This is a genomic window from Armatimonadota bacterium, assembly GCA_029907255.1.
GTDB lineage: Bacteria > Armatimonadota > UBA5829 > DTJY01 > DTJY01 > JAIMAU01.
In genome coordinates this window covers 204,344-226,470 of the sequence record JARYMF010000002.1, presented here as the reverse complement: position 1 = coordinate 226,470, position 22,127 = coordinate 204,344, and the positions used below count along the sequence as shown (strand labels likewise).

Genomic DNA, 22,127 nt, shown 5'->3' with positions numbered 1-22,127 from the left:
ATCCTCTTGCGGTAAAACTAGAAAGCTAACGATGTGGGGCTGTAAGCTCATTGGATAATTGAACTGGAATTCCCTTTGACACAAGAACCTCTTCATACACCCTAAGCGTTCTATCAACCATCTTATCTACACTAAATTGTTCTCGGACTATGCGCCTACCTTCTTCTCCCATATGCCGCCGCACATCCGGGTAGGGTAAAATCGACAAAATCGCCTGACCAAGCGCATCTGAATCTTTGGGGGGTATTAATAGACCACTTACACCATCTTGGACGACTTCAGGAATGCCTCCAACCGGTGTGGCGATAACGGGAAGACCAGCAGCCATTGCTTGAAGTATGGCTACCCCAAGTCCTTCCATAATTGCCGGATGCACAAGCAAATCAAGTTCTGACAAAATGCGCGGAATATCCCTTCTGAACCCCGCGAATATAACCTTATCGGCGATTCCGAGATTCTCAGCATGCTGTTTCAATTTCGGCAGTAGGACACCTTTGCCCAACACAAGCAACCTGGCATTTGGGCACTTTTTGAGCACAGCGGGAAAGGCTTCAAAAAGGTATTTATGCCCTTTGCGCTCGATAAGCTGAGCAATAATTCCGATAAGTAATGCATCTTCGGGTATTCCCAATTCTTTTCTCAGTAGACCATCGCCGCCATTTCCGTAAACACTAGCATCAATAGTACTGTGAACGCAGACTATTTTCGAAGGTTCAACACCACCAGCAATAAGTATCTCTCTAATGGCATTCGAAACAGTTATGATTTTATCGCAGAGGTAGCCGTATTTTAGCTTGGAGATGAAGCGGTTATTAATCGGATAGTCTACCCGCCTTGAGAGAATTACTGCACTTGTCTTGCAAATACGTGCTGCAATGCCACCCCAAAAATCGGCACCTCGGCGGCTGTGGAGGTGAACAATATCAGGCTGGGATTTTCGTAGAAAGCTCAATATCTTAAAAAACAAAGTTATGTCAAGCTCATTTCTGAAGCGTATCGGCACAACAGGTAGCCCCGCCGCAAGCATTTCTTGGTGGATACCGCTGCCGGCAGGACATATCAGGTTTGCCTCATGCCCTCGCCGTATAAGACCATCAACAAGGTAAACGACTTGCGTAGGTCCGCCAAGGGAATTCATCCCTGTCTCAATATGTACTGTGCAAAGTTTCTTTTTCAAGGATTTCTCCTGCATGCAGATTGGGCTTTTGTTTCAAGAGTCAATAGTCTCTCAACAGCAGCTAATATATCCTCAGGCGAAATAGCTTTCATGCAATCAAAATCTTTACATGTCGGATGTCGGAAACAAGGTATACAAGGAAGATTCTTAGCAACAGGGATAAAGTTGTCCTTCTTCACAAAGTACTGCCATCCACTTGGTCCAAAAACCCCGACGACCGGTCGGTCGAGGGCTACTGCTATATGAAGAAGGCCTGTGTCAACTGCTATGATAAGATTGCATTGTTCGATTACCGCCGCTGCTTGCCTCAATGTGGTTCGTCCCGCAAGGCTAACTGCCTCATGCCTCATCTGAATCCTTATTCTTTCAATCAGAGGTATATCTACCGATGAACCCAGAAAAACAGGAAGCACGTTATAGCAAGAGACAAGCCTATCCGCCAGTATAGCCCAGCCCTCTTCCGTCCAATGCTTGTTTGGCCAAGTGGTCGCCGGGCAAAGCGCAATTACTGGTCGCTGTTCTCCCGAAAGATACTTTCCTATAAGGCTGCAAGCGAAAGCACGGTCGTCGTCGTTGATAGGAACATGCATGTGGATGTCCTCAGACTCGATTCCTAGAGGACGCAATATATCCAAGTAAGCCTGTGAGTTGCGTATTCTAGTTTCGTTGCTTGGATAACGAATGTTATAGAAAAGCGATGCTCCTTCTCGAACGCAATCAAAACCCAGACGATAACGCGCCCTGGTTAGCAACCCTATGATTGCACTGCGAAAAAGCCCTTGCAAGTCAATCACTAAGTCAAAACGCTTGCTCCTCAAAATAGCGTTTATTTCGGCTAATCCTGACAAGAAATACCTCAAGCGAGTGAGTACCCCACCCTTAGTCAAATTACGGGTCCAAACTATTACTTCATCGAGATATGGATTACCAATTAAGATATCCTTTGATTTCTCTTCTACTATCCAAGCAATATATGCTTTTGGAAAAGCTTGCCTCAGTGCTTTTGCAACTGGCGTTGCCATCACAACATCGCCTATTGAACTCAGTTTTATTATTAATATCCGCTCGGAGCCTGTCAGTGATAATTTTCTTGTCATTTTGGTCCATCGAAATTCTTGACACAATTGGCAACAATATTCCAAAAACCTTCCTCATCGTCAAGATACATTGTTATCCCCACAACTACAACAGGAAACTCCATCTCGGAGCTCAGCTTTACAGAATCCTTTTCAGTGGTAACGATAAACTCGGCACCGCTATTTTTTGCTAAGGCACATACCATAGTCAAGTCTTCCTTAGAATAGAGATGATGGTCGCGAAAATGTGCCCTGCCCGCGATTGTTGCTCCAATCCGCTCAACCGTTTGCTCGAACGCCTCGGGTCGTGCGATAGACGAAAGGACAAAAACCTTCCTACCTTTTATTTCTTTCTGATGCAGATGATTACCATCCTGCAAATACGTTAGGTGTGTGACTCGATAACCTGTTATAAAGATCTTCGCGTTCGGGGCAACTTTTTTAATTTTAGATACGGCCTCAGCTATATCCTTTTCCGAACGCGTATAGAGCTTGCCAGTAATAAGGATAATCCCTGCCTTTTTAAGAGCGTTAGGAGGTTCACGAAGGCGACCTGCTGGAATCAATCTGCCATTGTCAAAGGGATTGTTTCCATCAACCAATACGATATCAAGGTCTCGGTGGAGCTTCCAGACTTGGAGGCCATCATCCAGCACACACACATTTGCACCAAAGTCTTGTACAGCCATCCTGCCTGTATGCTCCCTATCCTTTCCTGTTAGAATGGGCACACCTTTAAGCTGCCGCGCAAGCATGACAGGTTCGTCGCCCACATCAACAGCAGACATAAGCGTGTTTTTGCCATCGGAAACCAGTGCAAAGCGACCATGGAGAATTCCACCGTATCCGTAACTTAATACAGCAGGATTCCATCCCCTACCTATCAATCCGTCGCAAACATATCTAACGGCAGGCGTCTTCCCAGTTCCACCGACGGTCAGATTTCCTACGCTTATCACGGGGCAGCAAAGGCGCCTTTTTCGCCTTATGCGAAGGTGAAATGGCAGAAGATAAAGCCAAATTGCAAGCCGATAAATCCATGAAAGCCCTAGCAAGCCAAGCCTTATGAGGCGCGCGAGCAAATCCTTGCGACCTCCATAAACCACATCGAGGAGAAAATCTTCTGTTCTGCGGCTAACCTCCACGGTTCCCCCCTATGAGGTCTGCAATCAATTCAGCACACCGCTCCGAAGCGCCTCTATTGTCCGCGACCAGCTTTCGGCAGACTGCTGTTATGTTTGCCAAGTTTTCTGGATTGGTTAGGAGTAGCCTCGCACGCTCAGCAAGCTCTCCGGCATTTCTAACCTCAAAGCCGACACCAGCAGAAATCGCAAGTTGGCTTATATCACGGAAATTCTGCATATATGGTCCAAAAATCACTGGCTTTCCCTGGAGGATTGGCTGAAAAATACTATGCCCACCTTTTGGAACCAAACTACCACCAACAAAGGTAACGTTTGCAACAGAATATACAGACGCTAGCTCACCAAAAGTATCTAGAACTAACACGTCAAACTCCTCAGTCCTTCCAACCGTACGCCTTGTACAAGAAAAACCTTTGCTTGTCACGAAAGACACTATCTCATCCGCACGTTCTATTTGCCGCGGTGCAATTACCAACTTAAGATTAGGTAAGTCTTGTTTTAATGAACCATACGCATCAAGAACAATTTTTTCCTCCCCCGGATTCGTGCTACCGGCAACCAAGACTGGAATACCTTCCGCGATCCCTAGGTCAGCACGAAGCTTGCTGATTTCATTTTCATGCATCTCGGTCCCATCCTGGTCAAACTTCAAATTTCCGACTACCTGAACAGATTCGGGCCGGGCACCAAGTGCAAGTATTCTCTCAGCGTCTGTATTAGACTGCATGCAGCAATAGTCAATATTCTTAATTGCCCACGACAGAAGCCAACGCCATCTCATTCCGCGCTTGAAGCTTCGGTCGGATATCCTTCCATTTACAAGAACTGTAGGCACCCCTCTTCGCTTTGCAGCAGCAAGGAAATTTGGCCATATCTCTGTTTCTACCATTACAAATATGTCAGGGCGCACTCTATTCAGCGCACGAGCCACAATAAACGGGTAGTCAAGAGGGAAATACGAGACCTTATCGGCGGCTTTCGTGGATTTTTGAGCAACCTCATTGCCTGTCTGAGTGATTGTAGTTACAAGTATTAGGTCATCTGGTCTAAGCAAGCGCAATGCGTTTAAAAGAGGAACGGACGCAATTATCTCACCCACAGAAGCTGCATGAACCCAAATTGCTTTACGCCCTTGCTGGCGCGCTGCTAACTTGGGAAGTCCGCCAAGGTTCTCACGCCAGGATTTATTAGACTTATGGCTAATAAAAATACGCCATAGATAATAAATAAAGATCCCAGGCAAGCAAAGGAAAAGTAGCAGGTTATAAACAAGCGCCGTCAATCGCTTTTCTCCTCTCCCACCATCTCCTCAGCTTGACGTTGAACATCATCCAAGATTCTTTTTAGCATTAGTTCTGGCTCCTCAGCCGCTTCCAAAGTCGCACCTTCGCCAAAAGTGATAGGTTCACTGTAGACAATTGCGCACTTTGAGAAAGGCAAAGGTATTGCGTACTTATCCCATGTTGGTAGCAGCTTCCGTCTTCGGGCAGCAGCACCGATTGGAATTATAGGACAGCCAGAACGCTGAGCCATAAATATAATACCTTCTTGTACTTGCCTGCGTGGACCCCTTGGTCCGTCTGGAGTTATTGCGAGTATCTCACCATCCTCCAATTTCTTGCAAGCAGCGAGGGCGGCCTTGACTGCGCCGCGACCCGAGGAACCTCGAATTGTTTTGTACCCAAATCTGCTAACTACTCCCGTTTGTATTTCGCCATCCCGTGAAAGCGAGGTTATCGCCCATATGCCCATTCCGCGGCAGTGGTATATAGGCAGAAGCGTACGTCCATGCCACACAGCCATAATGAACCCTTGCCCTGACTCAATAAGCCTCTGCACATGCTCAAAGCCAACAACTTTTTTGCGAGTAGTCAGCCCGATGATGCTAACAAATAGCCAGGCAAGGAAAGATATTAACCGACACTTTGTGTTCTCTCCTAGCAGACGCACAAGCTATCTCCCCTTGGCAGCCGTGTTGACTTGGGCGTTGTTTCGGCTTTGGACAGAGTAGAGCTTGGCATAGAGGCCGTTTTGTTTGATTAATTCATCGTGTGTGCCCATCTCAACGATTCGACCTTTGTCCATCACAATAATTTTGTCGGCATTGACAATTGTAGACAAACGATGGGCGATAATGAGGGTAGTCCGATTGCTCATTAAGCGGTCGAGCGCTTCTTGCACAATTGCCTCAGAAGCAACATCAAGCGATGATGTAGCCTCATCAAGAATGAGAAGTTTCGGATTTTTTAATAGCGCCCGTGCGATTGCCAAGCGCTGTCTCTCGCCACCTGAAAGTTTTACACCGCGCTCGCCAACAAGAGTATTGTAACCTTGCGGCAAACGCTCGATGAAATCGTGAGCATTCGCCGCCTTTGCAGCTTCGATGATCTCCGAATCTGTCGCTCCTATTCGTCCATATGCTATGTTTTCTTTCACACTAGAGCTGAAAAGAACGGTCTCCTGCGGAACAATGCCTATCTGTTTTCTAAGTGAGCTTGCCTTCACATCACGCACATCAATACCATCTATGAGCACTGCGCCGCTCGTTACGTCATAGAATCGGAGGATGAGACTAGCAACTGTTGATTTTCCTGCGCCGCTCGGGCCTACAAGCGCAACGTGCTGACCGGGCTCGATGGTGAACGATATGTTTTTAAGAACAGTCTCCCCAGTTTGGTAAGAAAAGCAGACATCTTTAAATTCAACCAATCCCTTGATTGGTGGCATGTCAATTGCGTCGGGCTTGTCCTGAACTTCTGGAATCTCATCTAGTATGTCAAAAATCCTTTGCGCCCCAGCCATGGTTTGGTGATATGTAATGCTTATCCTGCCAACATCCTTTGCCGCCCTGCTGATTTGCTCCAAGGCAACTAGGAAGCCAAACAGCGCACCAACTGTAAATTGGGGGAACTCCGGGCTGCCTACCATGCTACCACCATACCACAAGACAAATGCTATGCCAGATACTCCTATGAGCTCAAGAGTCGGCGCCATCGCCGCACTTCGCCTTACAGCCAACATCGCAGCCCCATAGGTCCGCCGGTTTTCATCCTTGAATCTCGACTTTTCGTAGTCCTCCATGCTGAATGACTTCACAATTGCTATTGCAGACAACGTCTCCTGGACAATTGCCGCTATGTCAGCAAGCTTTACTTGCAAAACCTCGGTGAGACTTCTCATGCCTCTGCTGATTTTGATGACCACATAGTACATAAGCGGCAGAAGGATAAGCGAGATTAATGCTAGTTTCCAGTTCATCATGAAAACCTTGCCTGTAAGAACCAAGATGATGAGTGGAGCAGAGACAACTTGTATAATGCTATGCGAGGAGTTCTGCACAAGGCTTATGTCATTCGTCATTCGCGAAAGCAAATGTCCTGTTTTTGTCCGCTCGAAAAAGCCCAATGAAAGATTCTGGAGATGCGAAAAAAGTTCATTCCTCAAACGCACTGCAATCTTGGTAGTAGCCGACGAGATCAGGAAAACTTGGCCATACGTCACGAACCATTTTAATATATGGATTCCAACTATTTGTAGCGAAGCAATTGCAACTAGGCGTGAATTTCGCAGGGCGGCAGCATTAACTACATCGGTTATCAATTCAATAAACCAATATTGGATGCCAGCAATTGCGGCAGTACACACCAACCCCAACCCGAATAAATGCCAATGTGCCGTATAGTACCTCAACAGCCGCTTTTCGGGAGTAAGCTCGCCTATATCCTTCTGTTCCTCGGATTTACCATCTTTGATTTTATCTAATTCTTTCATGTTCCTTGTTACTCAGCAAATCAATTACCAAATCAGCAGTCTTCTCAACTGCCCCAGGGCTTCCTAAAAGAGCCTTGACCTCCGCAAGATCAGCCTTCATCTTTTCCCGCTCGGGTGTCTGAGAAATGAGCTTAGCCATTAATTCTGAAATTCTTTCTGGTGATGCTTCTTCTTGAATAAGTTCGGGACAGGCTAAGCGATCTAAGATGATATTAGGCATTCCGATAAACTTAATAGCCTTCCTGCGCATTTTGTATTCGAGTGCAAGAAATTTCGACCCTTTGTAAATTATCACCATAGGGCACCCAAGTATCGCTGCCTCGATTGTTGCTGTTCCTGATACAATTGCTGCCGCTCGGGAATACGCCAATGTTTCATATGTAATATCCGTTGCCACAAAAAGCTTTGTTCCCTTATATCGAGACAATTTCTTATTAATTTCCTCTGGATTTACCGACTGTGCCAACGGAATAACAAATTGCACCTTCGAAAACTTTTTACTTATTTTTTCCGCGGTACCTAATAACGCCGGAAGATTATATTTTACTTCGTGCACTCTGCTACCGGGCAGAAGCCCGACTATTTCACTTTCTGAATCCAAACCCAAGTACTCGCAAAACTCTTTTCTTGTTAGCTTTGGCCTAACAATATCAAGAAGTGGGTGGCCAAAGAATTTGGCGCAAAAGCCTTGCTCTTGAAGCACCTCTGCTGACCATGAGAACGGCGTAACAATTACGTCAGCAACTCCCTTGAGCTTTTGGTAACTGGCATTTCGACGCCACGAGCCAGGAGGAAAATAGTAAAGTACTTTCGTGCGCTCCAACCGCAAGCCCTTAGCCAGCCTGACATTAAAAAAACCAAAATCTATAAGTATCAATACGTTTGGGGAGTCGTTCCTAAGGCGAATCTTTAGCTCATAGAAAGTGCGCAAAAGGCGAGGACCTACCTTGATTCCTTCTGCTATGCCAATGGCGCTCCAAGTCGAGCTGTCATAGAGCAACTCGACGCCTGCCTCAGCCATTTTTCGGCCCCCAACGCCCCAGATCCTGGCGGCTGGCAGCCTCCTTTTGATCTCGGCAGCCAAGTGTGCACCATGGAGGTCGCCCGATGCTTCCCCGGCAATCAAGACTATAGATGGGGCGTCGTTGCTCATCTAATGCCGATGCTCTAGTTGCCTACCTGCAAAGCCAAACTTGATGTTCCGAACGAAATCAAGGAGGTAATCTCGCTCCGGGCTTGGCTCGATATCTGCAACTATCGTCTCAATTGCTTGTGATAAATTAAGGTTCGAGCGGTAGAGCAGCTTATAGGCTTGTCTAAGCTCTGCACGCACCTTGGGCGGCACGCCACTTCGCCTTAAGCCAATTACGTTGAGCTCGCACACGCGCGCCGGACGACCATCTGCCATCATAAACGGCGGAACATCTTGCACTATCTTTGAGTGTCCACCAATCATCGCTAGCTTGCCTATTCGAACATATTGATGCACACCCGCCATTCCGCCAAAAACTGCTTTGTCCTCGATGACGACGTGGCCACTAATGCCAACAGTGTTTGCCATCATGATGCCGCTGCCAATATTGCAATTATGCCCAATATGGCAGTAAGCCATTAACATGTTGTCATTGCCAACCACAGTAGCGTTGTCTTCGCCAGTCGCTCGATGAATCGTTACGTACTCACGTATGATGTTCCGGTCACCTATCTTTAGGAAGCTTCGTTCGCCTTTAAATTTGTGGTCTTGGGGCTCTCCTCCAAGGACAACACCAGTGCATATGCGACAATTGGCTCCAATGGTGGTCCAAGGTTCTATAACCACATGCGATTCGATTATTGTGCCGTCGCCGATTACTGTATTAGGACCAATAACGCAATATGGGCCAATCTGCACGCCTACACCGAGTTCGGCATCGGGGTGAACAATAGCAGTTTCATGAATTGCTGTTTCCAACGCCTTGCTCTCATTTGGCAACGAGAGTCCGGTCGGGCTCCTCTGCCAGGACTTCATCTTTTTCCTCCCCAGTTTTCAAATCACGGTTGACTAGTGCAAAGGTGAATTCACCCTCGGCAACGACATCTCGATTCACACGACCAACCACTTTAACTTTGCCTACTCCGCCGCGATTTTTAATTAGCTCCACCTCGGTAATTAGAGCATCGCCTGGTCGAACGGTCTTCCTAAAGCGTACTTTGTCCATTCCACCGAAATAGGCAAGCTTGCCTTCGTTTCCGGTCATGCTTAGGAGTAGTACGCCGCCAACCTGAGCCATTGCTTCCAGTACTAATACTCCGGGCATAACTGCATGACCGGGGAAGTGCCCTTCGAAGAACCCTTCATTGATGGTTACATTCTTTAGGCCAACTGCGCGCTTCCCAGGTTCTAGCTCAAGTATTTTGTCTACAAGCAGAAATGGGTAGCGATGCGGGAGTATTGAACGGATATCCTCGACATCTAACATAATATCACCCTCCTTGCCGCCGCCTTGCCCACGATTGTCTAATTCTGCCGGCCAGGGCGGCATGCAAAGCATGGCCGGCTTTGATGGTTATGACATGAGCGGCCAACCTGCCTCCAACAAGATACAGGTCGCCGATTAAATCCAACACCTTATGCCTTACAAACTCATCTCGAAAACGAAGAGAAGTGGAATACTCTTTCTCTTTTACTATTACCACATTTGCCAATGTTCCACCTCTCCCCAAACCGCTACAAAGTATTGCCTCAATCTCTTCTTCGGTGCAGAATGTCCTTGCCGGAGCTACCTCTCGCTTGAAAATCTCTGGTTCGACTTGTAAATCTATCGTTTGCTCGCCAATCATGGGGTGGGAAAAGGAAATAATCCCAGTTACCCGATAATTTGCATTTTGAAGTGCAATCACGTGCGTATTTTCTTTCCCAATCCACACCGTATCCTCTACTCGGATTGGCACCACCTCAGCAGATTGCGGTTCGATGCCTGCACTTTCGATAAGTTCAACAAATGGTAGAGCGCTGCCATCAACAGAAGGAACCTCTGGCCCGACTACCTGCACGATGGCATTATCTATCTGCATTCCTGCGAAAGCTGAAAGTAAATGCTCGACCGTATGAACCTGAGCTGCCCCCTTTCGGAGAGTCGTACCTCTATTTGTTGATTCAACGTTCTCCGCAACTGCGGCAACCTCTCCATTGGGAGTCACAAATATAATACCAGTGTTTGCCGGTGCAGGAAATATGGTCAGCTGGCATGGTTCGCCGGTATGAAGACCAATTCCTTCGATTCCAACGCTGGTTTTCAAAGTTGATTGGTGCATCCCGGCCCCTATTTAGATTGTTCTTCAAGCGCCTTTATTCGCTTCTCAAGCTCTTGAACCAATTTTGCAAGCTCGGGAAGCTTTTGAGTAGCCGCAGCTATCCGCAACTGCTCTTTGTGGGACCGCGCCGGATAGCCAGAAACAAATGCCCCCGGGGGAATATCTCCAATAACACCTGAACGAGCACATATAATTGCATCATCGCCAATTGTTATGTGATCCTTCAAACCTGCTTGCCCTGCAAGGATTACGCGGTTGCCAACAGTAATGCTTCCAGATAGTCCAACCTGAGCCACTATAATGCAATTTTCCCCGATGCTACAGTTGTGCCCTATCTGTACCAGATTATCTATTTTCGTGCCGCGACCTATTTCTGTCTTGCCAGTTCTAGCCCTGTCAATCGTAACATTTGCGCCAATCTCGACATCGTCGCAGATAATGACAGTTCCGATTTGTGGGATTTTGTAGTGTGTATCGCCGACTCTTGTATAGCCAAACCCATCAGCGCCAATCACGGAACCTGAATGAATAATCACTCTATTACCAATTGTTACGCCGTCATAGATTGAAACAAATGGATGAATTGTGCATCCGTCGCCAATGTTAACAGAATTCCCTACATAGGCGAATGGGCGAATTGTGACGTCATTCCCCAAAACAACGTCATTTCCTATATAAGCATTGAAGCCAACAGATACCCTTTCGCCAATTGTAACATTCTGCCCAACATAAGCAGAGGGATGAATGCCAATCTCACGCTCCGCTACCGGAGAAAATGCCTCTAGAACGCGAGCGAAAGCATATCTAGGATTTTGTACTCTGATTACTGGCTTGGAATCGCCAGGGATTCCAAAGCTTGTTATTATTGCTGATGCTGCGGATTTCTCAGCCTCGACCATTAGCTTAGGACTCTCCGCAAAGACAATATCACCTTCCACAGCATCGGAGATGTCCGCTGCACCAGTAATGATGGTATTAAGATCGCCGCTTGCCTCGCCACCAACCAGCTCGGCAAGCTCTTTCAGAGTTTTGGTAACCATGCTGTTTTCCATGGTTCCGATTCACCGCTGTCCCTATGCAACATGGATGCGTATTATCTGACCGATACCGGCATTGCGCTACCAATCGTGCTTTGGCTATTCCGTTCGTCTCCCACCACTAATGCTTCGTACCCACTATTGCTCTGTGATGCACCCAAAATAGCCTCTAACTGGGATTCTGCTTCCTTTAATTTCCGGCGAAGCATCGACTCTGTGAGGGGATTTGCATCAGCCAACTGCACTTTCAGAACCCTTACCCGAATGCGGCAATTGAGAATATCAGCACATTTTTGCTGTCCAGCAAAAATGTGTTCGGAGATTGGTTTGTCAGCAAAATCCGATTCTGCTTGGCCGCCGCCCTGCGGAACCGTCGGCGAGGCTAAACTGGCAACCACCACTTTCTCGTTATCGTGCCTCACAGATTCCATGGCTTCGATTCGCCTCATGATATCGTCTGATACGCTGTAATTTGGTTTTGCCCACGAAAAATCGCCGATATCCACGCTGGCAGGCGTACCAATCGGAGATATGCATCGTCGACGTGGTAGCTGATGCCCAATGCCTGGCTTCTCTGCAAATTTTCCTGCTGACAGTTGAGTCGTGTGCTTTTCTTTTTCTTGGTTCAATCCAGCCTCCCGCGGACAAATTCCGCACCCACCGCATAGCAACAAGATGGGAAACAGGAGACCAATTGCCACGAATGCTTGCATTGTTTTACTTCTTGTTTAGCTTCTTAATTACGTCGTCAGTGATATCCACAGCAGAATAGATTATGAAATCCGCCAATCCAATGCTTCGGTTGAATACTATTGAGATACCCTTTTCCTTTGCCACAGCAGCGACGGCATCTACAATATCTTTCTTCGCCGCGCTAAGTAGCTCATTCTCTTTGTTGGTGAGCTCTTTCTGCAAAGTTTCAAATGATTTCTTGTAAGCTTCTTCCGAATTCTTGCGCTGTTCGATAAGCTGCTGAAGCCTTGCCTTCTCTGCATCCGACGCGTCCTGTTTCTGCTCAAGCATCTGCATCTCTTGGTCGCGCTTCTTGGAGGCATCTAGGAGAGCGTTTATTCTTGCCTTGTCAGCTTCGGTCTGCTTGTCTTTTGTACTCAGCTCCACCAACTCAGCAATCTCTTCTGAAGTGAGAAGCTTGTTGGCTTTCATCAGGTCGAGTTTGAGATTTGCTTTATCATAAGCTGCTTTGAGCTCATCCTTGATTTGGGCACTCTTCTGGTAACCAGCGTAAGCTTTCTCGATATCCACTGTGCCGAACTGCATTGCGGCTTTCGCATCTGCAGCGATTGCCACAGTCACAGCACAAATAATGAGGCTTGCCACAATGGCGATTGTTGTAATATTGCGTAACGTTGGCATATGAATACTCCTTCTATAATGAATTTCGACCCTACCCCTGAAGGGCTTTTTATTGTAATCCGAGGGCGTTGAGATTATAACAGACGCCCCACAACATCGACAACCTATAAGCAAAAATCCTTTGAAGGTGATAATTAATTGCGTTTCAGTTAACTATAATGTGCAGTGCTTCTCCTGCCCCAACTCTTTAGACTCAGTCGATTAAAACGCATGTCCTATGCTGAAGTGCGCCCGAGAGCCTTCGTCGCCAAACCCATAGTCCAAACGGAGTAGCCCTATCGGAGTAACTACTCGAATACCTACACCATAGCCTACCTTGGGAGAAAAATCCTTATGCTGAGCAAATTCAGTGCCAAACAGATTTATATTTAAGAACTGTTCGTCTGCGCCCCACGCATCGCCGTAGTCCACAAAAGCCACTCCTTTAAGACTCGGAGCAAGCGGGAACCTATACTCAGTGCTTAGGAGAAACATATTTTTCCCCCAAAACCGGTCTTCTCTGTAGCCGCGGAGTGTTTCCGCTCCACCTACAAAGTACTGTTCGAAGAATGGCACATCTCCGCTTAGACTGCCAGCCATCAATCTAATGGCTAATACTCTGCGCTGTTCTGAAACGTCGGTTCGGGGACCTCCTTTGCTAATATAGCGCCTGAAATCAATGCTATATTTCGCAAATGTCGAGTTGCTTGCCGACAAAGGCGGAACAGCGGACGCGACAGCATCTAGGTCTGCCTTTCCAAGCTCAACTGCGTAAGAAATGTAATTTCCAGTGAAAGGCTCGATAACAGAGTCTCGATAATCATTCGTTAGACGCAACGTGCCGCTTGTTACTGTTCCGTCTCGAAACACAGTAGCAGGAAGTGTTGAAAACTCGGGGATATCTACGGATTCACTTCTTAATGTAACAAATCCTCTGCTGACTTCGCTTAGTGGCCTGCTAAGGGTAACGCTTCCTCCTTTCCGACGTTCGTCATATTCATCATCACCATTGACACCAAAGACGTTAGATGAAAATCTATAGAGGAATTTGCTGTAAACATTCACCCCTAAAGAAGTATGTTTGGCATCAAGCCAGGGTTCGTAGAAACTTACCTCGTAGCTATTCCCGTTGTCGCTCCCACCAACTTCGCCAAGTATGCTTACAGCTTGCCCGCGTCCCCTGAAATTACTCTCCGATACTCTTGCCTGGCCAACGAGACCTGTTTTCGAACTATAGCCCACGCCAAGCGAAACCTCTCCTGTTTTAAGTTCTTTGACGGGGATTATAACAACAACTTTATCTACATCAGACCCAGCTTCAAGCCTATAAGGCTCTGGGCTTTCGCGATCAAAAAATCCAAGGTCGTAAATCCGCATGATGTCCTTGGCGAGAACGTCGCCGTTGAAAACATCGCCAGGCTTGAGCTTCATTTCACGCAGGATAACGTATGTCTTTGTTTTCTTGTTGCCGACAATTTTGATTGCTTCCACCCGTGCTTCCTGAATTGGAATGGTCAGCACCCCGGTGGCTGGATCTATGCCCACTTGTTCCGTTACCGTCGCGATGTAGCGCTTCTCGGTGTAATATTTCCTAATTGCCTCAATATCCTGTTCGAGCGTATTGATATTAAGCACGCTACCGACTGAGGTCCTCATAAGGCTGAGAATCTTCTCCGTCGGAATAGCGGTGTTGCCAGTGATTTTGATTTCTTTGACGACAGGATTTTCAACAACGCTGAATATAACCTTGACGCCGCTATCTACAGATTCCGTGCCAACAGTCACACGCTCGAAGTAACCCATGTTCTGAATAGCATCCCTTGCAGCCTGCACTTCACTTTCGGAGAAAGCCATGCCTGGCTTTAAGCTTATGGCTGCAAGAATCGCGTCCTTGGATATGCGATCGTTTCCGGTAACTACAATTTCCGTTATCTGCTTCTCCTGAGCAAATGCAATCTGGGGGATGAACATGCAAGCGATCAGCAATATTATTAAAACTTTTGGAAGCCACATTTTCAGAAACATGTTAAATTTATCCTCCTCCTACTGTGTTCGCTTTAAAACCTGGCAAAACATGTCCCAATAATCTGCCAACCTAAGAGTATTTGCATTTGCAAATACTCTTCTAACATACTCTAAAAGCTGAGTTTTCTGCAAGCGGCTTGAAAAGCAAAATAAGCTTTGAAATGACAAAAATTAAAGAGTCACTCCCCCAATTAAAGGTATGGCGCCAACCGTCTCCTAATGATTTCACGCGCCCTGAAAAGCCTCACTTTCACCAATTCCACGCTTATCCCCAACGCTTCTGCGACCTCTTGATAGCTCAGGCCGTGCATGTCACGCAAAACTATAACTGTGCGATACTCGGGCGGCAGCTGTTGTATTGATTCTTGGACTTTCTTCTCAAGCTCCCGCTTTTCTATAACCCTCGATGGGTCGCCAGCACTGTCTTCGATTTCTGAAAAAACTTGCTCTTCCTCTATTGTCACCGGTTCATCGAGCGAGCGCCATTCATATCTCTCTCGGCGGTTTATTTCCCGAAATTTATTTTTGCAGCTGTTAACGCTTATCTGGCAAAGCCACGGGAAGACTGCTTCAGCTGAACCTCGAAACTTTGGATAAGCCCGATACGCCTTGACGAATGTTTCCTGTGTGAGATCCGAAGCTTCCTCCATATCTCCAACCAAACGGTATATCAGACTAAAAACTTTCTTATGATATAATCTCAGCACAGTTTCAAAATCGGGGAGACCTTCGCTAGCTAGAGTATCCTGCTGGGATGAAGGCTCAGGTTCATTGGCTTCTCGATTGTGCCTTAAAAGCGTCAAAAACCTGAACGATTCATCCTGTAATTCCAGCGCTGAGGATGCATATAACGTTTTTATTCTCCCTTTCAACCCTCTTAGAATAACTGTTTCTCCTTACTGGCGAATTATCCTCTTTATTATCAGAACTTCATCTTGCCTTCTACGGTGATTTCGGATTGCTTGCGCTCGTTTGTTGACAACCCCAATTCAACGCCTTTCGGCAATCGATAAGAAAGTTTAAATTGGTATTGGCTATCGGCATAATCAGGCCTAGCGCCCAAAGTAGACGAGTAGTTTAGGTAAAGACCATCCAGAAGTTGTTCGCTAATGCTAAGTTGCAATGGCTCTTTATAACCCATTTCAAGCGTAAATTCCTCAAACCCTAAAGCCTCGCCAACGACGTCGCCAATAGAGCCCAATACTGTTGGCATCATTGCCGCCGAGAATAATCCTGACAGCTGCTCACCTATGTTCCGCCGCTGACCATCGCCGAAAATCTGCTCTATGCTCTGTTGTCCCGTGACCATTGCAAGTATTCTCTGTTCCGATAAATCCGGCGGTGATGCGGTAAATCTCGGCTGAAGGTTGTCCCACGGGCCACTTACTTCCATAGTTACCGTATATCGCTTCCGTCTGCCAAGCCCTGTTAGTGCCATCAGCCGCGTTTGTGCTCGTACGTCAATCATAACACTCGGCGGCTCACTGGGATGAATCCGCAATCTCATGGTACTGCCAGGCAGAATTTTAAACGTATGCATAGGGAACATAATAATTCCATCTGTGAGGTTGGCCTGACCATCGACTAACGGCTTTGACAACGAACCGGCAATGTTTAAGCGGCCCAAAAGCGGCGTTTTAATACGGCTACTCCTGAGCTCAACACTCTTCGATATATCAACAACAACGGAGAATGTAGGATCAACTGATTGCTTTCTCTCGCCCTTTGATTTTTCCGCCTTCCCAGCAATATCAATTGAGCCGTCTTTAACAGCTATGTCGCCAGCTACTAGCGGTTTTCGCCAATCACCTGTTATTTTTAATGTCGAATCAAGCTTGCATCGAATGCTTTCTCCATATTCATTAGATAAGTTTTTCTCAGATAAACCTAGTGAGTTTGTATGCACAAGCAAATCAAGCGTAGGATTAAGCTCAGTAAATTTAATGCTTCCGCCAACATCAAAGCCTCCGCCTTTGGCAGAAGCGCCAGTGCATTTTTCGATAACAAGCTCATCGCCTTTTAAAACACAATGCATATCTATGTCTTGAAAAGAGGTATCTAGCTGTGAAAACCGAATTGTTCCCTTTGTCCAAGTCAAATCACCCTGGAGAGTAGGTGTTTTTAGTTTACCTCCGCCTGCAGGTACATTGATAAGCACTGACCCAGCAAGAATTCCTCCCATGCTATTCTTCTCGACAGAACTCACAAAGCCGGGTAGGAGATCAAGTCCTGCGTTATCAAATACCAATTTGAGAGAGAGTGCGTCATCCTCCGGAATGCTCAGCGGTCGCCAGCTTACCGGGATAAAACCGGATGCCGTAACTTCCTTTTGATTAAGAACAAGTGTCAGTTCATCAATATTAACTTGTTGTGCTGGCATATTGTGTTCGCCTGTTGACAAACGAAGCCTCAATTGGTCAAATTTTGTATTTCCTATTATGGGATTTATGATATCGACAGACGCCTGCCCTACCGGTCGAGAGGTAGTTCCACCTGCAACTATTGTTACGTCTGCGGTGCCTGAAATGTTATGCGGAAGTTTAAGCCAATGGGACAGGTCGGTCAAATTCAAACCGTGTGCATCAAGGTTAAGATGCAGTGAGTCAGCTGGTCCAATACTTGCTTTGCCGGAGATAACGGCCTCGTCGCTAACTGCCTCAAACTCGTTAACAGCTAATATGTCATCAATACATGACCCCTTAAGGTTTACAGTATGAATTTGTCCTGTTTCAGCCTTGGGGTTTGAAAATGTACCCTCACAATGCAAGTTTGGCTTAAGGCCTCCAATAAGTTTCAGATTTCCCTCTACCCGCCCTGTAACGAGGCCCGGCGGGTTGCTTGAGAACTTGTATATCAGTTGGTTTATTCTTCCTTTGGGAGCATAGATAGCGAGATTTCTTTTGGCTATTGAAAGAAATTTCGAAAAAGATAAATCTTTTATAGCCGCATCCACGTGCAGTGAGCCCTCATCACGCCGGTATTCTAGAACTGGGAATTTGATTGACGAGTCGCCGTCGGTTAGCATTAGGTTGGTTGCCGATAGCTTGCCTTCTGATATTTTCACATTGCCTGCGAACTGCTTAAAGGGCTCGCCGTCTATTTTAATGTCGCTCCCGTTCAAGACTAGGTCAAGTCGAGGTTGCTCAATTGTTCCGTTAGCAGTGCCTTGGAAGTTCACTAAACCGGAAACACTTGGATACTTACCGGATGACTTAATGATATCAGCAAGCTGAAAACCTTCGCCGCTAAAGGCAACTCTGATGCCCTCATTGCTTGTATAACTTGCGTCTGCTTTTAGCGAAGCCTTGCCCGAATGGATACTGACTTCTTTAAGCGCAAGTGTATCGCCGGCGTAATATATTTTTGCACGTGCCAAATCAAGAATATGGTTATGAATCCGCCCATTCTCAATCCACAAGTCTCCGGAAAATGCGGGCGCGGCACCAAGGTTTGTAATAGAAACATCAGCAGAAAGAAGGCCGCTCATCTCGCCCAATTTACTTGATGGATGCACCAATTGCCGAATGTCTATTGAGTCTGCCTTTGCTGTGAGATTTAATGACCGCGCTCTTTCTAACGGCTGGGCTACCGAGCCAGAAATAGTTATCCTTCCTGGCCACTGATGAATCACTAAGTCATGCAAGCTCAATAGGCAGCGCCCGGCGGTCACTTGGGCCTCTATCCGTTCGGCCTGGTAGCCAGACACCGCCACTGGTTGTGCAATTACCTTGCCTTCATACAATGGATTTTCCACGGTGCCGGTGAGCCTGCCCATTAGATACATTCGTCCCACAGTTGGCTTCCGCCAGTACTTTCGCGCAAATTTGGCAAGGTCAATGTCAGCAGATGAAACATCAAGGTTGAGCGTACCGTCTTCTGCTATCTTTCCAGAAACGCTCACAAGTCCACCCATAACGCGAGCGCTGACCTCGTTAATTTCAAATTGACCATTCTGATACCTAATTGAAGCAGCCCCGTCGTCAAAATGGAAGCCTCGGAAGCTCCCAGATGCGAGAGAACCTTGATAGTCAATCTGAACAAAATCGGAAGCCCAATGTGCTTTAAAGTGACCATTAGATGAGGCCGCCAACCCACGGCCTTGGAGTGAGGGGACTTGTGCTAGCTTTACACCTGTTGCCTTGCCTACCAAGCTAACTGATGGCTTACCGGAAGTGCAGATATGCCCTCGAGCAATCAACCTTCCCCCATAAGCCTTGCCCTCTGCCTTGGCAAGGTTAATATGCCCGCGCTTGTAAACCCCAATCACATGAAAATTGGTGGCACGCCACTGCCTGTAACCTAAATATGGGGTGTTTACTTCAAAGCTTATTTCGGGATTACGAGCGGGCCCAATAGCAACCAAATGGCAAATGCCGCTAGAGGGGATGTTGAGTTTGGAGAGAATATTAGAGTTTTTCAAGAAATGCGAGAATTCTCGGAGGTTGGCACAATCTGAGCGAAAGTCAAGAGAAAGTCTAGGATGCTTGAAGCCAATCACACTGCCGAAAACGGTAAAACGCGTAGCCCCAATTCTAGAGTTCAAATCCATATCAACCGTGCCATTCTCAATTAAGAGCCTGCCGTTTATTTTTTCTATAGATTTTTTGATTTTTGAAAAATTGACTTTTGCATCCTTGAGGTCTAGCGCTATATGATAGTTCAATGGCTGGTCTTTCTTTCGATTGAGAACTAAAAAAGCATTAACCGAACCTGAAAGAACTTTCATGAATTTCAGGCGCTTTGGATAAGAAGACCAAAATTTTGCATTTAAGTTCGCGGCATTAAGCTCGGCTTTGAATGAACGATTGCCTAAATTATACTTGCCCTCCAGGTGTATCTTTCCAACGTGGTCGCCTTCGCCAACAGCAGAAGCGACAAATGCAGCCACCGGATGTTTCGAAAAATCAACGACTGCATTGATGGAGCGGAACTTATTTACGTAAGCTACATTTGGATCGTGTGCTAGGTCTTGGGTGGTCAGGCGGCCTGATTGAATTTTTACTATACCCTCAAATGGAGCAGTTGGCTTGATAGGTTTAAAGAGATTCGCAATATTCCAGCGTCCGTCTTTCCCTCGCCGAAAATAGAAGCGTGGAGATATAACATCGACAGACTGAATGCTTTTTATGGGATTAACCCGGCGGAGAATAAGATCTAAAAACCTGAATTTAATATTTACGCGGCTGGCACTTAGGATGGGTAGGCCATTCTGGGGATCAAGGATTTTCACATCCTCTAGAAGTATCTTGCCCGTCGGAGAGACATGAAAGCTACCGATAGTTACCTTTGTACTTATATGCTGTGAAGCAATGGCAACAACTGCCTGTCTGACAATCTCCGAGGCAACATACGGTCGGCTTATGAAAAATGCCGCACAAACTGCGGCCATCAGAATAACCGGCGCAAGTATTACTAATAAGCTGATACGTTTAATCCTGCCCATGAACTCGAAAAGCTATCCTTTATTTAAGCACCTGATCAACCTCTCGGCATCGCGAGAAGTTATGACTGGCGACTGCTTTCATTCAGCATGCGAGAAAAGGTCCGCAGCATGGTAGGAACTTCGAACAAACGGCCCTGCGGCGACATACCGGAAGCCCATGCTTTCTCCGATTGCTTTATATTCCTCAAATTTCGCAGGATGGACGTATTCTACAACCGGAAGATTTTTCTTCGATGGCCTGAGATACTGACCAATGGTCACAAAGTCACAACCTACGTCACGAAGGTCTTTAAGCAAATCAATAATCTCAGCTTCCGATTCCCCAAGTCCTACCATAAAGCCGGATTTCTTATATATAGACGAATTGAACTTCCCAGCGGTTTCAAGAAGTCTAAGCGACCGCTTGTAATCTGCTTGAGGACGAACAGTAGGATATAAACGGGGAACAGTTTCGACATTGTGATTAATCACAAGTGGGCCTGCGTCAAGCACATGAGCCAATGCTTCTTCATCACCCTTAAAATCAGGTATGAGCACCTCGACTTTAGCCTGTGGGATGGCTGACTTGATTTGGCGGATAGTTTTAGCAAAATGCGAAGCACCTCCGTCTCTCAAGTCGTCGCGCGTAACTGAAGTAACTACTACATACGCCAATCCCAGGCCTGCCGCTGCCTCGGCAACTCGTTTTGGCTCATCTGGATCTACAGGGCTTGGCTCACCGCTTTGGACGCCGCAAAACCCACAATTTCGCGTGCAGATATTGCCAAGAATCATAAATGTCGCTGTGCGCCTTGTAAAACAATCACCAATATTCGGGCAACCTGCACTTTGGCAAACTGTATGAATGCCAAGGGATTTCAGGTACTCGACCATATCCTCAAAAACACGCATATCGGGTAATCTTACGGTGAGCCATTCAGGAAGCCCACTGCTCATATTCATGTTCCTCAGCTGCAATTCTGTCGAAGAGCGTTTTTTTATCTATTTGCGTAGGCTTTATACCGAAAACTTGTGCAAACCTACTCACAATAACATCTTTCACTGATTGCATGCTTATAGGTTTGCCGAGCAAACGTTCGATAGACGTTACCCTCCGGCCGACGAGCCCACAAGGATGAAGCAGAGCCCAGTGGTCAAAGTTAGGACTTACATTTAAAGCAAAACCATGGTAGCTAATCCATCTGCGAACCGCAATCCCTATCGAGCATATTTTTTCATCGCCGACCCACACGCCGGTGTATCCGGGAACAGCTTGCGAAGAAATGCCAAAATCCGAAAGGCAATCCATAACCGAGCGTTCAATATTGCGAAGAAATAAGTGAACATCCTTGCCATGTTGTCCCAAATTAAAGATTGGATAGCCGACAAGTTGGCCAGGACCATGGTAGGTAGCATCGCCACCACGGTCAGTATAAAATATCTCGATTCCAGCTTCTTTGATTTTTTCTATCGGAACAAGGAGGCTTTCTTCCCCACCCGATCTTCCGAATGTGATAACGGGATCATGTTCCAGCAAGAGAAGCGTATCTTCTATTAAGCCTTCAGCCCTGAGTTTGGCAAGCTTGTACTGTATTGATAAACATGAGGAATAGCCAATCCGACCAAGATCTACGCACCATAGTTCAGACATTTGCATTGCCTCGCAGGTTCTTTTCCTGTCTTACGACCAGTATAGGCTAGGGCCAGTATATGCGTCAAGGAAGACCAAGATTAGAGCAAAAATATATTAGGGGAGAATGGAGAATGATGGCAGAGGGTAATCATTAATTACCTTATCTAGAAAAAGTAACCAGCAACAAAATAAAC

Annotated in this window: 18 protein-coding genes; all 18 read right to left on the bottom strand. The window is 46.5% G+C overall.

Annotated features, from left to right (window positions below):
- Positions 1-25: 25 nt before the first annotated feature.
- Entirely contained in the window at positions 26-1,177 is a 1,152-nt protein-coding gene (locus QHH26_02275; protein ID MDH7480788.1) for a glycosyltransferase family 4 protein, read from the bottom strand.
- Entirely contained in the window at positions 1,174-2,274 is a 1,101-nt protein-coding gene (gene waaF / locus QHH26_02270) for a lipopolysaccharide heptosyltransferase II (protein MDH7480787.1), read from the bottom strand. Before waaF ends, QHH26_02275 begins: the two co-directional genes overlap by 4 nt.
- Entirely contained in the window at positions 2,271-3,398 is a 1,128-nt protein-coding gene (gene lpxK / locus QHH26_02265) for a tetraacyldisaccharide 4'-kinase (GenBank protein ID MDH7480786.1), read from the bottom strand. The genes waaF and lpxK overlap by 4 nt, the downstream gene beginning before the upstream one ends.
- Positions 3,388-4,680: a 3-deoxy-D-manno-octulosonic acid transferase gene (locus tag QHH26_02260; GenBank protein ID MDH7480785.1), complete on the bottom strand. Its 1,293-nt coding sequence runs from the start codon at positions 4,678-4,680 to the stop codon at positions 3,388-3,390. Before QHH26_02260 ends, lpxK begins: the two co-directional genes overlap by 11 nt.
- Positions 4,677-5,348 carry a lysophospholipid acyltransferase family protein gene (locus tag QHH26_02255; GenBank protein MDH7480784.1) on the bottom strand — a complete coding sequence of 224 codons (672 nt, stop codon included), beginning with the start codon at positions 5,346-5,348 and terminating at the stop codon, positions 4,677-4,679. Before QHH26_02255 ends, QHH26_02260 begins: the two co-directional genes overlap by 4 nt.
- Positions 5,349-5,351: 3 nt before the next feature.
- Positions 5,352-7,169, bottom strand: coding sequence for an ABC transporter ATP-binding protein (locus QHH26_02250; protein ID MDH7480783.1), 1,818 nt, complete (start codon positions 7,167-7,169; stop codon positions 5,352-5,354).
- The gene (gene lpxB, locus QHH26_02245; protein ID MDH7480782.1) at positions 7,153-8,322 is read right to left on the bottom strand and encodes a lipid-A-disaccharide synthase; all 1,170 of its coding nucleotides are present in this window, start codon (positions 8,320-8,322) and stop codon (positions 7,153-7,155) included. Before lpxB ends, QHH26_02250 begins: the two co-directional genes overlap by 17 nt.
- Positions 8,323-9,177, bottom strand: coding sequence for an acyl-ACP--UDP-N-acetylglucosamine O-acyltransferase (lpxA, locus tag QHH26_02240; protein ID MDH7480781.1), 855 nt, complete (start codon positions 9,175-9,177; stop codon positions 8,323-8,325).
- Positions 9,131-9,628, bottom strand: coding sequence for a 3-hydroxyacyl-ACP dehydratase FabZ (gene fabZ, locus QHH26_02235; GenBank protein MDH7480780.1), 498 nt, complete (start codon positions 9,626-9,628; stop codon positions 9,131-9,133). Before fabZ ends, lpxA begins: the two co-directional genes overlap by 47 nt.
- A 4-nt stretch (positions 9,629-9,632) precedes the next feature.
- On the bottom strand, positions 9,633-10,463 hold the full coding sequence (gene lpxC / locus QHH26_02230) for a UDP-3-O-acyl-N-acetylglucosamine deacetylase (protein MDH7480779.1): 831 nt from the start codon (positions 10,461-10,463) through the stop codon (positions 9,633-9,635).
- 8 nt (positions 10,464-10,471) lie between these two features.
- Positions 10,472-11,515, bottom strand: a complete 1,044-nt coding sequence (gene lpxD, locus QHH26_02225) for a UDP-3-O-(3-hydroxymyristoyl)glucosamine N-acyltransferase (GenBank protein MDH7480778.1) — start codon at positions 11,513-11,515, stop codon at positions 10,472-10,474.
- Between the two features lie 41 nt (positions 11,516-11,556).
- Positions 11,557-12,129 (bottom strand): hypothetical protein, encoded by a 573-nt coding sequence (locus QHH26_02220; protein ID MDH7480777.1) that lies wholly within the window; start codon positions 12,127-12,129, stop codon positions 11,557-11,559.
- Between the two features lie 88 nt (positions 12,130-12,217).
- The gene (locus QHH26_02215) at positions 12,218-12,874 is read right to left on the bottom strand and encodes an OmpH family outer membrane protein (GenBank protein MDH7480776.1); all 657 of its coding nucleotides are present in this window, start codon (positions 12,872-12,874) and stop codon (positions 12,218-12,220) included.
- Between the two features lie 201 nt (positions 12,875-13,075).
- A complete protein-coding gene (locus tag QHH26_02210) occupies positions 13,076-14,878 on the bottom strand; it encodes an FtsQ-type POTRA domain-containing protein (protein ID MDH7480775.1) in 1,803 nt (600 codons plus the stop codon).
- A gap of 191 nt (positions 14,879-15,069) precedes the next feature.
- A complete protein-coding gene (locus tag QHH26_02205; GenBank protein ID MDH7480774.1) occupies positions 15,070-15,750 on the bottom strand; it encodes a sigma-70 family RNA polymerase sigma factor in 681 nt (226 codons plus the stop codon).
- A gap of 50 nt (positions 15,751-15,800) precedes the next feature.
- A complete protein-coding gene (locus QHH26_02200) occupies positions 15,801-20,321 on the bottom strand; it encodes a translocation/assembly module TamB domain-containing protein (GenBank protein MDH7480773.1) in 4,521 nt (1,506 codons plus the stop codon).
- Between the two features lie 78 nt (positions 20,322-20,399).
- Positions 20,400-21,212, bottom strand: a complete 813-nt coding sequence (gene lipA / locus QHH26_02195) for a lipoyl synthase (protein ID MDH7480772.1) — start codon at positions 21,210-21,212, stop codon at positions 20,400-20,402.
- Positions 21,213-21,237: 25 nt separating this feature from the next.
- Positions 21,238-21,951: a lipoyl(octanoyl) transferase LipB gene (gene lipB, locus QHH26_02190; GenBank protein MDH7480771.1), complete on the bottom strand. Its 714-nt coding sequence runs from the start codon at positions 21,949-21,951 to the stop codon at positions 21,238-21,240.
- Positions 21,952-22,127: the final 176 nt, after the last annotated feature.